The organism is Natribacillus halophilus, assembly GCF_900100185.1.
Lineage (GTDB): Bacteria > Bacillota > Bacilli > Bacillales > Marinococcaceae > Natribacillus > Natribacillus halophilus.
This window is the reverse complement of the sequence record NZ_FNEN01000001.1, coordinates 38,006-54,475: the sequence shown is the minus strand read 5'-3', so window position 1 is coordinate 54,475 and position 16,470 is coordinate 38,006. Positions and strand designations below refer to the sequence as shown.

General features: G+C 49.9%; 13 protein-coding genes and 1 other RNA gene. All 14 read left to right on the top strand.

Features of this window, described 5'->3' with window-relative positions:
* The first annotated feature begins 18 nt into the window (after positions 1 to 18).
* Positions 19 to 2,292 (top strand): DEAD/DEAH box helicase, encoded by a 2,274-nt coding sequence (locus tag BLS58_RS00260; protein ID WP_090395557.1) that lies wholly within the window; start codon positions 19 to 21, stop codon positions 2,290 to 2,292.
* Positions 2,293 to 2,295: 3 nt separating this feature from the next.
* Positions 2,296 to 3,522 carry a ribonuclease H-like domain-containing protein gene (locus BLS58_RS00255; RefSeq protein WP_090395556.1) on the top strand — a complete coding sequence of 409 codons (1,227 nt, stop codon included), beginning with the start codon at positions 2,296 to 2,298 and terminating at the stop codon, positions 3,520 to 3,522.
* 206 nt (positions 3,523 to 3,728) lie between these two features.
* Positions 3,729 to 4,088, top strand: coding sequence for a cell division regulator GpsB (gpsB, locus tag BLS58_RS00250; protein WP_090395555.1), 360 nt, complete (start codon positions 3,729 to 3,731; stop codon positions 4,086 to 4,088).
* Positions 4,085 to 4,489: a ribonuclease HI family protein gene (locus tag BLS58_RS00245; RefSeq protein WP_090395554.1), complete on the top strand. Its 405-nt coding sequence runs from the start codon at positions 4,085 to 4,087 to the stop codon at positions 4,487 to 4,489. Before gpsB ends, BLS58_RS00245 begins: the two co-directional genes overlap by 4 nt.
* 53 nt (positions 4,490 to 4,542) lie before the next feature.
* An RNA gene (gene rnpB / locus BLS58_RS00240) (RNase P RNA component class B) lies at positions 4,543 to 5,009 on the top strand.
* 64 nt (positions 5,010 to 5,073) lie between these two features.
* Positions 5,074 to 6,201 (top strand): THUMP domain-containing class I SAM-dependent RNA methyltransferase, encoded by a 1,128-nt coding sequence (locus BLS58_RS00235; protein WP_090395553.1) that lies wholly within the window; start codon positions 5,074 to 5,076, stop codon positions 6,199 to 6,201.
* A gap of 66 nt (positions 6,202 to 6,267) precedes the next feature.
* Positions 6,268 to 6,483: a hypothetical protein gene (locus tag BLS58_RS00230; RefSeq protein ID WP_090395552.1), complete on the top strand. Its 216-nt coding sequence runs from the start codon at positions 6,268 to 6,270 to the stop codon at positions 6,481 to 6,483.
* Between the two features lie 93 nt (positions 6,484 to 6,576).
* Positions 6,577 to 7,638 (top strand): ABC transporter ATP-binding protein, encoded by a 1,062-nt coding sequence (locus tag BLS58_RS00225; protein ID WP_090395905.1) that lies wholly within the window; start codon positions 6,577 to 6,579, stop codon positions 7,636 to 7,638.
* Positions 7,638 to 9,161 carry an ABC transporter permease/substrate-binding protein gene (locus BLS58_RS00220; RefSeq protein WP_090395551.1) on the top strand — a complete coding sequence of 508 codons (1,524 nt, stop codon included), beginning with the start codon at positions 7,638 to 7,640 and terminating at the stop codon, positions 9,159 to 9,161. Before BLS58_RS00225 ends, BLS58_RS00220 begins: the two co-directional genes overlap by 1 nt.
* An 18-nt stretch (positions 9,162 to 9,179) precedes the next feature.
* On the top strand, positions 9,180 to 9,596 hold the full coding sequence (locus BLS58_RS00215) for a CoA-binding protein (protein WP_090395550.1): 417 nt from the start codon (positions 9,180 to 9,182) through the stop codon (positions 9,594 to 9,596).
* A 302-nt stretch (positions 9,597 to 9,898) separates the two neighbouring features.
* The gene (parE, locus tag BLS58_RS00210) at positions 9,899 to 11,893 is read left to right on the top strand and encodes a DNA topoisomerase IV subunit B (protein WP_218126112.1); all 1,995 of its coding nucleotides are present in this window, start codon (positions 9,899 to 9,901) and stop codon (positions 11,891 to 11,893) included.
* A complete protein-coding gene (parC, locus tag BLS58_RS00205) occupies positions 11,880 to 14,315 on the top strand; it encodes a DNA topoisomerase IV subunit A (RefSeq protein WP_090395548.1) in 2,436 nt (811 codons plus the stop codon). The genes parE and parC overlap by 14 nt, the downstream gene beginning before the upstream one ends.
* A 14-nt stretch (positions 14,316 to 14,329) precedes the next feature.
* Positions 14,330 to 14,839, top strand: coding sequence for a metal-dependent hydrolase (locus BLS58_RS00200; protein WP_090395547.1), 510 nt, complete (start codon positions 14,330 to 14,332; stop codon positions 14,837 to 14,839).
* Between the two features lie 70 nt (positions 14,840 to 14,909).
* Complete coding sequence (locus BLS58_RS00195) at positions 14,910 to 15,935, top strand: D-alanyl-D-alanine carboxypeptidase family protein (RefSeq protein WP_090395546.1); 1,026 nt, start codon at positions 14,910 to 14,912, stop codon at positions 15,933 to 15,935.
* The last annotated feature ends 535 nt before the right edge of the window (positions 15,936 to 16,470 follow it).

Here is a 16,470-nt window from a genome sequence, read left to right as displayed (position 1 = left end):
GAAAAAAGGGGGGAGACCATGAGAGATAAACAAGACCTCCAAAGCTTAATCGCGACACTGAAAGAAGATGAACATATCGCCCATTGGCATGAACAACCGGAAAAGGAAGCCAAATACGCGCCGTTCCCTTCCACGTTAAACGAAACGTTGGCCCATACGCTTGGAAAACGGGGGATCGGTGCGTTATATACCCATCAACGCTTGGCCTATGATGAAGTGGAGGCCGGGAAGAATATTGTGACGGTGACCCCGACCGCTTCCGGGAAAACACTTTGTTACAACTTGCCCGTTCTTAATGCAATTACGGAAGATCCTGAAGCACGTGCCATCTATTTATTTCCGACCAAAGCGCTTGCCCAGGACCAGAAGAGCGAAATGGCGGAATGGATTGAAGCGGCTGACTTGAATGTTAACAGCTACACGTACGACGGAGATACGGCGCCGGCTATTCGGCAAAAAATTCGCCATGCCGGTCATATCGTCATGACGAATCCCGATATGCTGCACACCTCGATATTGCCCCATCATACGAAGTGGGTGTCTTTATTTGAGAAGCTGCGCTTTATCGTCATCGATGAACTGCACACTTATCGGGGCGTATTCGGAAGCCACGTCGCGAACGTCATCCGGCGCCTTTTGCGACTGGCAAACTATTATGGAAGCGATCCCCAATTTATTACGACCTCGGCGACGATCCGGAACCCGAAAGAACTCGCCGAACAGTTAACCGGATGTTCTTTTTCCCTGATCGACAACAACGGTGCCCCGCAAGGGAAAAAACATCTCGTCCTTTATAATCCGCCGGTCGTCAATCAATCGTTGAATGTGCGCCGCAACGCCTCAAAGGAAGTGCGCACACTCGCCAAAAGGTTTCTCGAAGCGGATGCCCAAATCATCGTCTTCGCCCGCAGCCGTGTGCGCGTAGAAGTTATCTATAGCGATCTGCAAACGTTAATCAAGGATGATTACGGCCCGGCCTCCATTCGCGCGTATCGCGGCGGCTATCTCCCGAACGAACGGCGCGCCATCGAACGTGGCTTGCGGGAAGGTGACATCCGCGGCGTCGTCAGTACGAATGCCCTTGAATTGGGGATGGACATCGGTCAACTCCAGGTGTGTTTACTGACTGGGTATCCGGGCTCAGTTTCCAGCCTTTGGCAACAAGCCGGCCGCGCCGGACGCCGTCAGGAAGAATCCCTCGTCATGATGGTCGCGGGCTCAACGCCGATTGATCAGTACGTCATGCAGCATCCGGACTACATTTTGTCGTCGCCCGTGGAAGAAGCGAGAATCGAACCAAACAACTTGATCATTTTAATCGATCACCTAAAATGTGCCGCTTATGAATTGCCATTTAAGGTGGACGACACCTTTGGCGGACTAGACATCAGCGATATGATGAATTATCTCGCCGAGGAGCGAGTGGTCCACCGACGCAAAGAGACCTGGTACTGGATGAGCCAGGCCTTTCCGGCCCATGATGTGAGTCTGCGCTCCGCTTCCCAGGAAAATATCGTCATTGTTGATACGACGATCACAGGCAGCGCCAAGGTCATCGGCGAAATGGACCGTTTCAGTGCCATGACGTTGCTCCATGAAGAGGCGATTTACCTGCACCAGGGACAACAATATCAAGTGGAGACGCTCGACTGGGAGGAAAAAAAGGCATACGTGCGGCTTGTCGAGGTCGAATATTTTACCGACGCGAGCCTGAATGTGAAATTAACCGTTATTGAACAAGACGAAAGCCAACACCGCGAACATCATCACGTCGCGTTCGGCGATGTGGCGGTGACGATTATGCCTTCTATTTTTAAGAAAATAAAGCTCTCTACGTATGAAAATATCGGCTCCGGGCCGATTCATCTCCCGCAGGAAGAAATTCATACCGCGGGGACGTGGGTGGATTTTGACGAAACATGGTTACAAACATTTGGCGAGCAACGTTTCGAACGTATGCTTGTGTCTTTTTCACAAGTGGTTCATCACCTGGGCGCGGTCCTTACGATGAGCGACAAAAGTGATCTCCATGTCGCGGTGCAAATCAAGGCCGACCATTCCCAGATGCCGGCGATTTTTATTTATGATCATTACCCGGGCGGCATTGGGCTTGCTTCCCAGTTGTATAAGCGCATGGACGAGCTGATTGAACGGAGCGCCAAACTGATTCACGACTGCCCTTGCAGCGACGGCTGCCCAGTTTGTATCGGAACGGGTGAGCAATCAGGACTTAAAAACGACGTCCAGCGATGGTTATCATCATTAGCGGAAAAACAGACGGGGAACGTGTAGGCCATGGATATACAAAAAAAATTACAACGGCTTAAACCACATATGAATCGTTCCCAACCGGCCGAAACCGTGCCGGAGGAGCCGGAGGTACCTGCACAAAAGTGGGATGATTTTCAATGTGATGTTTTACCTTTTGAAGATGGCTACGCGGTTCGACGCCGGAAACGCTATTCTCTTTCCCATGTGCACGGACGCCATGCTTTTAAGGAGCTGAAAACCACCGTGGATGCCTGGAAAGAAGCCGGCATTGAGGGTCATCCGCTCGCTCCCGGTAATGACCTTGAAGCAGAAGACCTCGTCTTTCTCGATACGGAAACGACCGGGCTCAGCCACGGGGCGGGCAATATGATTTTCATGATCGGAACGGCACAGCTGAGCGAAGAGGAGATCATCGTCGATCAATTTTTCTTGCCGGGACCTGAGCACGAAATCGCGTTTTACCACCATTTTTTAATGAACAAAACGTCCCTGCACGCGCTTGTGACCTATAATGGCAAAGCATTTGACTGGCCCCAGTTAAAAACGCGGCACACGTTGCTGCGCGAAGAGCTGCCGGCGTTACCCGCTTTCGGGCATTTCGATCTCTTGCATGCTGCCCGGCGCTTATTTAAACATGAATTGGCCTCGTGCCGCTTAAACAACGTAGAAGAAGAGATTCTCGGTTTTGGGAGAGATGACGATATACCGGGTTATTTGGCTCCCATGTACTATCAGGATTTTCTATCCGAAGGAGAACCATCCTACATTGAAGGGATATTCCGCCATAACGAATACGATTTATTATCGCTGATCACCCTCTACATCGAGCTTTCCAGAAGGGTTTTGAATGGTGGGACGACAGCTGAAGAAGCTTATGAAATCGCCCGTTGGTGGCGTGATACGAAGCACTTCGAGCGGGCAGATGAAGTGTATGCCACCGTTGGAAATACGAGCCACGTATACGAAAGAGCTCTTTTCGAGCACGGGCAACTTCTCAAAAAAGCCAACCGACACCTCGATAGCCTTTCTCTTTTTAAAAAAGTGTGGGAAATGCAGGGAGAGTGGGCTCCAAAAGCTGCAGAAGCCCTCGCGATCTGGCATGAACATCACGAAAAGAATTACACGCGTGCGTATTATTACAGTAAATATGGGCAGGCGCAATCTGTCCGGGATGTAGAAAACGATGCATGGGAACACCGGCTCCAACGCCTCCGGCGTAAATTGGGAAATGAATCATCATTTCCCCAGTGAATATTTCCCGGGCAAGCGCATAATTTGCCAAAAGTCTGCTTTTTTTGGCAGGATAAGTGCAACTAAGGCTTTCGCCATGTTTGGCGATAAGCCAAGTTTTCTTTACACCTCTTGTCGATGTTGCCTCATTGAGACAAATTGACATTTCCCGCGTCTTCTGAAAAAATAAGGATAAGCTTTGAGAATACTAGCGCGGGGTGTGTACGATGCCAGCAAACGTTCAATTAGAAGCCAAAGAGATACTTGAAAGAGAATTTAAGACGAGCATGAAAGGCTACAACAAAGAAGAAGTTGATCAATTTTTAGATACGATCATTCAAGACTACGAGCTTTTCCAGGATCAGGTTGATAAATTGGAAAAGGAAGTAGGACAGTTACGAAAAATGCAAACGGCGACGGGGCCCCAACGTTCGCAACGCTCGCAAGCGCCTCCCGCAGATGCCGAGCCTTCGGAAACTGATGAAGCGCCTGCTACCGCAACGACGGGTGGATCAACCAATTATGATATTCTAAAACGGATCTCCAACCTGGAAAAAGAAGTGTTCGGAAAGAAATTATCGCAATGACTGCCGAGCAAGTCGTTCACATATATGTCGATGCCGCTTGTAACGGCGATCCCGGCGTATGTGGCTATGGCCTGTTTTTGAAACATCCGAACGGAGATGTCGAGAGAAAAAGTCTCCCCTCAGATCATACCCATATTCATGAGGCGGAATTCGCCGCCCTCCATGAAGGAATGAAGTGGGCGCAGGGGACAGGCTACGATCACGGGCGCTTTTTCACGGATTCCCAACTCGTCTCTGATGCCGTTGAACAGGGGAGGATGAAAAGTGCTCGTTATACGCCGTTATTGCATGAAGTCTTGTTATTAAGCGCCGACTTTAAATGGTTCGACGTAGCATGGGTCCCGAAACGGGCCAATCAAGAAGCCGACCACTTGGCAAAAAAAGCCTTACTTCGCATGTGACCTTGCATAAAAGTTGAAAGCACGTTATAATACAGCTTGCAGATAAGCTGTAAATGTTCGGGCAATCGCTCTGTTTATAGCGAACAGAGAGGAAAGTCCATGCTCGCACAACCTTAAAGGGTTGTAGTGACCGTGCCTGACGAAACCATAAGTCAGGGCAGTTCGGTTTTTTGTAGATAAGAAAGTATAACTTTCTTATCATGCATAAGTGCAACTAAGGCTTTCGCCAGGCTTGGCGATAAGCCAAGAGTTTTCTTTACTGAACTGACGGCGCAAGGAACACCTACGTTCTTACAAAGAATAGGGTTATCCTTCTGAAAGTGCCACAGTGACGAAGTCTTCGCGGAAACGCGGAGAGTGGAACGCGGTAAACCCCTCGAGCGAGTAACCCAAATGATGGTAGGGGCATTTTCCCTGTTGGAAACGACGGGGAGAGGCGATTGATTCGCAGATAGATGATTGCCGTCGCTTTGCAAGGTTAACAGCCGGAGCACAGCGATACAGAACATGGCTTACAGAACATTTTCAGCCTCTGGACAGACCCCGTATACGGGGTTTTTTACATAAAAGGCAGGGAAGCGCTTATGGGAACGTATACATATATTGCTACGGCAACGATGGGACTGGAAAGTCTCGTGGCTAAAGAGGTTCGCAACCTTGGATATGAAACAACCGTCGAAAATGGAAAGGTTATATTTGAAGGGGGCGAGGAAGCGCTTTGCCGGTCCAACTTGTGGCTGAGGACATCGGATAGGGTGAAACTTAAGATCGGTTCATTTACCGCGACCTCTTTTGAAGAACTGTTCGAAGAAACGAAGAACCTGCCCTGGGAAGCATTTATCCCCGTCTACGGCGAGTTTCCTGTCGTCGGCCGTTCAGTGAAATCGCAACTGTACAGCGTTCCCGACTGCCAACGTATTGTTAAAAAAGCCGTCGTCGAGCGTTTGAAGCAAACGTATAACCAATCATGGTTCAATGAGGACGGCCCTTTGTTTAAAATTGAGGTAGCCTTGTTAAAAGATGAAGTCACGCTCACATTGGACACGACGGGCGACGGTTTGCATAAGCGCGGCTACCGCCGCCTACACAGTGAAGCACCGCTGAAAGAAACACTCGCCTCGGCCATGATTATGTTGACCAATTGGCGCCCCCATTCCGATATGGCGTTCCTCGACCCGTTCTGCGGCTCCGGAACCATTCCCATCGAAGCGGCGATGATGGCCAAAAATATCGCTCCCGGTCTTAAGCGAAGCTTTCAGGCCGAACAATGGCCGTTTATCCACGAGGATACATGGGTGCAGGCGCGAGAAGAAGCCCGTGATCTGATCGATGATGCGCACATGCCTGCGATTTACGGTTCGGACCGGGATGCGCGCATGACAAAACTGGCTTCCGATAACGCGGCGATCGCCGGTGTCGAGGAGATTGAATGGAAAACAAAAGATATCAAGGACCTTGAGCGTATGTCAGAACGCGGCGTCCTCGTTTGCAACCCGCCTTACGGAACAAGGATGGAGGAACGCCAAAGCGTGCAAAAGTTGTACGAAACGCTCGGTCGTGTGAGTCAAAAACAGTTTCCGGGCTGGTCTGTCTATGTGCTCAGCGCAAACGAACAGTTCGAAACTTTTTACGGACAAAATGCCACGAAAAAAAGAAAACTGTTTAACGGCAATATTAAAACCGATTATTACCAGTTTTGGGCGAAAAAGTAGGAATAAATCGGCAAACACGGGCGTACAATAGATTTGTTAGCACCGTCTTCGGGGGAGGAATCATCGTTGTACGCTCAGCTTTGTTTCAAGGAACGTTCCCATACCTATGCACAAGTACGCCGGATTGAAGCGGCCATCAAGCATACGGAAGCCCAACTGGACCAAATCGCCCACACGAAAGATGATCATGACTGTGAACAGGCCAAAAGAGCCGTGCAACAAGCGCACCTTTATTCACAACAGGCCCTTTATTTTGAAATGGGATATAAACCCGAACAATGAACTGTCGAAAATTCGACAGTTTTTTGTTTGAAAGCGAGCAGAAATGGGAAGTTCATAGTGAAGTGGATTTTAAAAGCAGGTGACCGAACAGATATGATTACGTTCAAAAATGTATCCAAAACATTCGCGGAAGAAACAACGGCCGTAAAAAATCTTCATTTCCATGTCGAAAAAGGAGAATTTTTTGCCCTCATCGGTCCGAGTGGCTGCGGGAAAACAACGAGTTTAAAGATGATCAACCGCCTCGTCGAGCCGACGGAAGGAACGGTTCACATGGAGGGCAAAGATATTCGCGATTTCAACCGCCAGGAATTACGCTGGAATATCGGTTATGTTCTGCAACAGATTGGACTCTTTCCGACGATGACGGTGGCAGAAAATATCGCTGTCGTCCCGGAAATGAAAAAGTGGGGGAAAAGAGAAACCGGTAAACGCATTGACGAATTGCTGGAAATGGTGGGTCTGGATCCTAAGACCTTTCGTAACCGGAATCCGGATGAGCTGTCCGGCGGCGAACAACAACGGGTCGGCGTCGTTCGGGCATTGGCGGCAGATCCTGATATTTTGCTTATGGATGAGCCTTTTAGCGCGCTGGACCCCATCAGCCGTGAGCATTTGCAAAATGATATCGCGACATTACAGGAAAGGATCAAAAAGACGATTGTATTTGTCACCCACGATATTGAAGAGGCGTTTAAACTCGCCGATCGTATCTGCTTGCTGAAAGATGGTGAGGCGCTGCAAACCGGAACGCCCCGAGACCTCCAACATGCGCCCGTCAATGACTTTGTCAAATCGTTTGTCGGCAACCGTAAACCGGATTTATGGGAAACGCCGGTGTCGGAAGTGATGGAAACCGACAGCAAGCATATGACCCGGGAGACGACGCTCCATGCGCCTTCATACCCTGCGCCTTTATACGTTTTCGGCGATGAACGGCGCTTTCTCGGTCGACTGGAGCCATCGGGAACCGTGAGCCATGAGCTGCTGATTTCACCGGAACGCCCGTTACGCGAGGTCGTTTCCGCGGTGGAAGCTTCCGAATATGACGCCGTGCCCGTCGTGGAAAATGAACAACTCGTCGGTATTTTAAGCTATAAAAACATCGTCGCTTACTTGTATAACCAGCGCGCGGAAACGGGGGCACTGCCGTGATGGATCCTTTAAACGAGTTTTTGGAGCTATTTTCCCAGCAACAAGAGACGCTTTTAAGTTCGTTGTGGGAACATATCCAAATGTCCTTGATTGCGCTTTTGGGCGCGATACTTATAGCGCTCCCGCTCGGCATCCTCCTTACACGAACGCGCCGCTTCGCAGAACCGATCATCGGCGTTGCCGCTGTATTGCAAACGATCCCGAGTCTCGCTCTCCTCGGGTTTATGATTATTTTTCTCGGCATCGGTACCGTTCCGGCAGTCATTGCACTAACCGCCTATGCCCTTTTGCCTATCCTGCGCAACACTTATACGGGCATACGCGAGATAGACCCGGCCATTAAAGAAGCGGCGACAGGCATGGGGATGAGCCCGGCCCGGAGGCTGCGCAAAGTAGAGTTACCGATGGCGATGCCGGTCGTGATGGCCGGGGTCCGTACATCGATGGTTCTCATCATCGGAACCGCCACATTGGCAGCGCTGATCGGTGCCGGCGGCCTCGGGGATTTGATCATGACCGGTATTCAGCGGGCGGACCAATCCTATATTTTGCTCGGAGCGATTCCTGCCGCGATTTTGGCGTTGTTGTTTGATTTTATTTTACGATGGACGGAGAAAACGAAACGTTCGTTTATGACCTTCGGGGTCGTGATGGCCAGCGCTTTTTTAATCGTCATTTCACCAACGCTCGTTCCTGCTCAGCAAAGTGACCTCGTGATTGGCGGCAAGTTGGATGCAGAGCCGGATATACTTGCACATATGTACAAGCATTTAACCGAAGATGAGACCGACTTGAACGTGGATGTACAGGCAGGTCTCGGCGGAACAGATATCGTGTTTGACGCTCTGCTCGTCGGGGATATCGATATCTATCCGGAATTTACCGGAACCGCTTATGTCGATCTCCTCGGGCAAGATCCGTCGGGGATGAATGAAGACGAAGTGTATGAAGCGACCAAAAAGGGGATAGAAACAGCATACGATTTGGTTTATCTGGAACCGATGGCGTATAATAACACATACGCTTTGGCCGTGAGCAATGAGGTCGGCGAAGCATACGAACTGGAAACGATTTCAGACCTGGAACCGATCCAGAACGAACTGACCGCCGGGTTTACCTTTGAATTTCTCGACCGCCCCGATGATGGCTATGATGCCGTCACCGAGGCGTACGGATTCGAATTTGCGGATGTTAACGGCCTGGACCCCGGCCTTCGCTCCCAGGCGATTGAAGAAGGGGAAGTGGAAGTGATCGATGCTTATTCGACAGACGCTTATCTCGTCGAGTATGGTATGGTTGTTTTGGAAGATGATGAGGAATTGTTCCCGCCGTATCAGGGAGCACCGTTGCTGCGAGAGGAAGTCCTGGACGAACATCCTGAACTGGAGAGTATTTTAAACACCCTCGCGGGAGAAATTACTGATGAAGATATGCAGGAGATGAATTATCTGGTCGATTATGAAGATGTTGATCCCGAAGTAGTGTCCGAAGATTATTTGCAGGAGAACGGACATTTAAACTAATTTGAGGAGGCATTATGTATGACGACGATAGCCAATCCATCCCAGGAAGACATTGCTCAAATTTTAAAGGATGCCAAAAATATTGCTGTCGTTGGGCTATCCGATAATCCGGATCGTACGTCCAACGAAGTGTCCAGCGTGATGCAGTCAGCAGGATATAAAATTATTCCCGTGAATCCTAAAGCGGACGAAGTCCTCGGGGAAAAAGCGGTGCCGTCGCTCCAGGATGTCGACGAGCCCATCGATATTATTAACGTGTTTCGGCGCAGCGAGTTTATACCCGACATTGCCAGGGACGCCACGAATACGGACGCGAAGGTGTTCTGGACGCAACTGGGCATCGTTAACGAAGAAGGCTATGAAATAGCCAGGAACAGCGGGAAAACCGTGATTATGGATCGCTGCATTAAAGTGGAGCACAGTAAGATGCAGTAGGGCAAACGAGAGAAATGAAGGATGTAAGTATGAATGTGGGCTTCTCCAAGCCCACTTTATTTGTGTTATGCTTACGTTAATGGCATGTTGACAGGATAAAGAACCCTTGTCAGAATCAAAACATATACATGAGGCGTCTGATCAAAAAAGTTTTCACTCATAAGCACTTATAACTTGAAAACATACGTTCCATGCGTGTATGGTAATATAAGATAACGTGACCGTAAAGAAAACTTGGTTTATCGCCAAGCCTGGCGAAAGCCTTAGTAAGTTGTTCCATGGGAAAGGAGTCTCGTTCATTCGTGAGAGATATTAAAAACACACTCGAATATGATGATGATACCATTCAGGTCCTCGAAGGGCTGGAAGCCGTCCGCAAAAGGCCCGGAATGTATATAGGAAGCAGTGATACCCGCGGGTTGCATCACCTCGTGGACGAAGTCGTCGACAATGCCGTCGATGAGGCCATGGCCGGATTCGGACAAACGATCGATGTAACCCTGCACGAGGATGGAAGTGTTTCCGTACAGGATGAAGGGCGCGGTATTCCTGTAGGCATGCACCGAACCGGACGACCGACGCCCGAAGTGATCATGACGGTGCTCCATGCCGGCGGAAAATTCGGGCAAGGGGGCTATACAGCGAGCGGGGGGCTTCATGGCGTCGGTGCTTCCGTTGTGAACGCGTTGTCCGCCTGGCTTCATTTAACCATTCACCGCGATGGTCATCGGTATGAACAACGCTTTGAAAATGGCGGTGTGCCGGTGACAACCCTTGAAAAAAAAGGAACAACCAGGAAAACGGGGACATGCGTACGTTTTCTCCCCGACCCGGGAGTGTTGCAAGCGGTCTCCTTTCATTACGAGACATTAGCCGAGCGTTTGCGGGAAGCTGCTTTTCTGTTAGGCGGCACAGCGATTACGTTCACCGATAAACGCGGGGACACTTCTCAACAGGAAACGTTTCAGTATGAAACAGGGCTACAGGCTTTTGTCTCCTACTTAAATGAAGATAAGGAAAGCCTGCATGAGGTCATCTCATTCGATGGCGGGCAACAGGATATACGTATCGATTTTGCCTTTCAATTCAATGATGGCTATACCGAGAATATTTTATCCTTTGTGAATCACGTCCGCACGAGGGACGGGGGCACGCATGAATTCGGGATGAAAACAGCCCTTACGCGCGCGTTAAACGAACATGCCCGCAAATTGCAAATGTTAAAGACAAAAGACAAGAACCTGGACGGCAATGACATTCGTGAAGGCTTAACGGCGGTGCTATCCGTCCATATTCCCGAAGCGCTCCTGCAGTTTGAGGGACAGACGAAAAGCAAATTGGGAACACCCGATGCGCGCGCAGCCGTGGATGCGTTTCTTTCCGAGAAACTGGGTTACTTTTTGGAAGAAAATCCGAAACTGAGCACGATGTTGATCCAAAAAGCGATCAAGGCCCAGCAAGTCCGGGAAACCGCACGGAAAGCAAGAGAAGAAGCAAGAAGCGGAAAGAAATCCCGCAAAAAAGAAGCCTTGCTGAGCGGCAAGCTCACCCCCGCCCAGTCCAAAAACCCGCAGCGAAATGAACTGTATCTCGTGGAAGGGGATTCCGCAGGAGGTTCCGCGAAAGAAGGGCGTGACCGTAAGTTTCAGGCCGTCCTTCCGTTGCGCGGGAAAGTGATCAATACCGAGAAGGCCAAACTCGACGACATTATGAAAAACGAGGAAATCCGCACGATTATTTACGCGATCGGCGCAGGTGCGGGGACGGATTTTTCCATTGATGATTGTAACTACGACAAAATTGTGATTATGACGGACGCGGATACGGACGGGGCGCATATTCAAGTCTTATTGCTCACCTTTTTCTACCGCTACATGCGTCCACTCGTAGAAGCGGGCAAGGTGTTCATCGCCTTACCTCCCCTTTATAAAGTGGAAAAAGGCAGCGGGGCAAAACGAAAAATGGAATACGCCTGGGATGAAGAAGGCTTGAATACGGCGATCAAAAACGTCGGAAAAGGTTATACGGTTCAACGCTACAAAGGCCTCGGCGAAATGGACCCGATACAATTGTGGGAAACGACGATGGACCCGGAAGGGCGTACGCTTATCCGTGTGAACGTCGACGATCTTGCCCGGGCCGATAAACGCGTCTCGACCTTGATGGGCGACAAGGTGGAACCGCGCAGAAAATGGATCGAATCCCACGTGGCCTTCGGCCTCGATGAAGAAACGAACATCATGGATAACGAGCAAATGTTGCTAAGAGAGGAGGAAGACAGTCATGCCGGAAGCTGAAAATTACCTGGATTTGCCCCTTGAGGAAGTCATCGGCGACCGTTTCGGGCGTTACAGTAAATATATTATTCAGGAACGCGCGCTTCCCGATGCCAAGGATGGGCTAAAACCCGTGCAACGCCGGATTCTTTACGCCATGCTGCAAGACAATAACACCGCCGACAAACCGTTTCGAAAGGCAGCCAAAACGGTCGGTAATGTAATCGGCAATTACCATCCGCACGGGGATTCATCCGTCTATGAAGCGCTCGTACGTATGAGCCAACCGTGGAAAATCCGTCATGGACTCGTCGAGATGCAGGGCAATAACGGTTCCATTGACGGCGATCCGCCAGCGGCCATGCGCTATACCGAAGCGCGTATTTCCGCTTTAGCCCAGGAGATGCTTCGCGATATCGGAAAAGAAACGGTGGAATTCATTCCGAATTTTGACGATACGGATCAAGAGCCCGTCGTTTTGCCTGCCTATTTTCCGAATCTGCTCGTCAATGGATCCACGGGCATTTCTTCCGGTTACGCAACCGATATTCCTCCTCACAATTTGGGGGAAGTGATCGATGCCGCCATTCACTTGCTCGAAAACCCTGATACGACACTTGAGGCTCTCCTGACATATATCAAAGGTCCCGATTTCCCGGGAGGCGGGACGATTCAGGGCGTCCAGGACCTCAAACAAGCGTATGAAACAGGGAAAGGGAGAGTCGTTACGCGAGGCACCGCCAACATAGAAACGTTACGGGGCGGAAAAGAACAAATTGTCATCACCGAGATCCCGTATGAAGTGATAAAAGCGAACCTCGTCAAGCGCATGGATGAAATCCGTTTCGATAAAAAAATCGACGGCATCGCCGAGGTTCGGGATGACACCGATCGCACCGGTTTACAAATTGTGGTGGAATTAAAAAAGGAAGCCGATGCAAAGAGCATCCTTTCCTATCTTTACAAAAACACGGACCTGCAAGTGACCTATAATTTCAACATGGTCGCGATTGCCGACAAGGCTCCACGTCTTATGGGATTAAAGCCGCTGCTGGCCGCCTACCTTGAACACCAAAAAGAAGTCGTCATCAATCGCAGCCGCTACGAACTCGAGCAGGCAACAAAACGTCAGCACATCGTAGAAGGGCTAATGAAAGCGATCAGTGTGCTCGATGAACTCATCGCGCTGATCCGTCAGTCCAAGGATAAAGCCGATGCAAAACAAAACATAACAGAGGCCTTTGGCTTTAGCGAACCGCAAGCCGAAGCGATCGTCAACTTACAGCTGTATCGTTTAACGAATACGGATATTCAAACGCTCGAAAAGGAAGCCGAAGATCTGGAACAAACGATCCAGCGTCTGAATGAAATCCTGGAAAGCCCCGGGAAACTCGTACAGACGATGAAAAAGGAACTGAAGCAGATAAAAAAGAAATACGCGAATGAACGTCGAACAAACGTGGAAGAAGAGGTTGAAGACCTGAAAATCGACATGCAGGTGATGATTCCTGCTGAAGAAGTGTTCGTGACGGTGAGCCGGGATGGTTATGTGAAACGCACGAGCACGCGTTCCTACAGCGCTTCAAACGATGAACGGCCGGGGATGAAAGATACCGATGACTTGCAATTTTTCAGCGAAATGAATACGACCGACACGCTGCTCGTTTTCACCGCTCACGGTCACTACGCTTATATTCCCGTTCATCAGCTCCCGGATATACGCTGGAAAGACAACGGTCAACATATCGGCAACCTTGTCAGCCTTGATGCCGATGACCATATCGCTCGCGCCATCCCGGTCCGCTCTTTCAGCGATGAAAACTATTTGCTGTTCTTTACGAAGAATGGCATGGTGAAACGGTCTTTATTGACTGATTATCAGGCGCAGCGCTTTTCAAAAGCGTTGATCGCGTTGAAACTCAAGGACAATGATAATCTCGTGGATGTCGCCATTACTGATGGAACGCGAGATGTCTTTTTTGCCACAAAACAAGGGTATGGGCTTCGTTTCTCCGAAACGGACATTAACGTCGTCGGACTACGGGCGGCCGGTGTCAAAGGCATCGCTTTAAAAGAAGGAGATGAAGTCGCCTCGGCGCTCACCGTTTCCGAAAACGATCACGAAGCGCTTTTTTCCGTTTCCCACCGCGGGGCCGTGAAGAAAATGAGATGGGATCAGTTCCCGCAAAGCACACGCGCGAAACGGGGCCTTTCCATGTTCCGGGAATTGAAAACAAATCCACACCGATTAGTTGCGGTTACCGCTGCAGACGCGAAGATGCTCATGCTCAAAACAGCGGATGAGACCATCCACCCCATTCCCACAGAAGGGATCCGTAACTATGACCGCTATCAAACGGGGAGCTATGTCATCGATACGGATACCAATGGGGTTGTCCAGTTCGCGTGGGGTTACATCGACCATGACCCTCCAGCAGAATAGGAAGGAACGATTTAATGAAAGCCGGTACGCATCTTGTCGGCGCGTTAGCGGCCGCGACTGCTTATGATATGCTGACACCTGAAACCTTAACGTCCATAGAAATGGGGTGGGAGACAGCCATTTTTTTCGGCGCCGCGTTAGGGGGTGGTCTACTTCCGGATATCTGTCACCCGCAATCAAAAGCGGGAAGACGCATACCCGTTTTTTCGTGGCTGCTACGCCTGATTTTTGGCCACCGTACCTTTACCCATAGCCTCATTTTCCTCGTGTTGATCGCCGTACTCACAGGGATGATTCCGGGGAGCGCCGGTGAAATGATTCAACACGGGGCATTCATAGGTATGGTGAGCCATTACCTCCTCGATATGCTTACATCGCGGGGCATCCAGCTCTTTTATCCTTTGGAAACGACCATACGCTTTCCGTTTCATACCCGTACTGGTTCCTGGCTCGGGGAGGGAAGCGTCAATATGCTCTGCCTTGCCTGGGTTACTTATTATGGGATGAACATGATAGGTTTATAGTCTATTGTTTTAACACAAATTTTGGCATATAATAAGCATACAGCTTGAAAATGGGGTAAAGGAGAAGACCATGCGGGGATTTTGGACCATAGTAAAGATATGTATCGCCCTAGCCTTCCTGGCTGTTATTTCTACAGAACATCCTTTTGATGTATCCACATTTACAGGTCACTCGCAAAAGATGACAGGATTATCCGAAAAATCTACTATTACACCGATGGGAACGGAAGATATTGATACGGAAGCGGAAGCGGCCGTTCTCATGGATGCTGATACGGGTAACGTTTTATGGGAAAGAAATGCCCAGGAACCTCTGCCACCGGCAAGTATGTCAAAAATGATGACGATGTATCTGGTATTGGAATCACTTGAAAATGGCGAATTCGACCTGGAGGATCACGTCGAGATCAGTGAAAACGCTGCCGGAACAGGCGGAGCCAGTATATATCTGAGGGAGAATTCCAGCATGGAAGTAGCTGACCTTTTTCAGGCAATGTCTCTCGCCTCGGCCAATGACGCGGCCGTCGCCCTCGCGGAACATACCGCCGGCAGTGAAGACAACTTTATTGAGCGCATGAATGAAAAAGCCGATGAATTCGGGTTGTCTGCACATGCCAATTTTATGAACGCCAGCGGCCTCCCCCATGAAAACCTTGAGTTTGAATCAAGAATGACCGCTCGTGATACAGCGATTGTCGGCTACCATCTGCTCGCGGATTATCCGAACATTACCGAGTTAACGGAACAACCATCGTTTACGCTTTCATATGAAAATCAGGAGTGGGCCAACACGAATGCGCTTATCGCATCGGAGGATGCCGAGGACGTTGAGATGGGAGCAGAACAAGTGGAGCTTGACGTTGAATTCGAAAGCGAAGATCTTCTCGCCGGTGTTGACGGCTTAAAAACCGGGTATACCAGAATGGGAGGTTATTCGTTTATCGGCACCGCCGAGCAACAGGACCAGCGCTTGATTGCCGTCGTCATGCGGACAGATTCTGCAGAGGAACGATTTAAGGAAACGCAAAAGATATTAAAAGCCGGCTTTGATTTCGTCAACGAGGAATCACTGATGGCCGGGGATCCTCGCGAATGAAGGATCCCCGTTTTTTTTGGCAGTGTATTCTCGTTGTCGTATGTTTCGCCGAGAGAATATTTTCGAGATCGCGCTTACTTCTGGCTGGGAGAAGCAATTTCAGCTATGCAAATCCTGGGCGCCGCAACATTCAAGGTAAAGTCAAAGAAAAACTATTTTTAAGGCGCAGCCCAGAAAAAGCGATGTGATCCCTCAAAAACCGTGGAACTGCTCCGAGAGGGGGCAAAAGGGCCATGTAATCCCTCAAACGCCGGTGGGGACGACCCGAGAGGGATCAGAAGGCCAATGTGATCCCTCAAAAGCCAGTGGGGACGATCCGAGAGGGATCAGAAGGCCAATGTGATCCCTCAAAAGCCAGTGGGGACGACCCGAGAGGGATCAGAAGGCCAATGTGATCCCTCAAAAGCCAATGGGGACGATCCGAGAGGAATCAGAAGGCCAATGTAATCCCTCAAACGCCGGTGCTGACGATCCGAGAGGGATCAGAAGGCCAATGTGATCCCTCTCAAAAGACAGTGGGGACGACCCGAGAGGG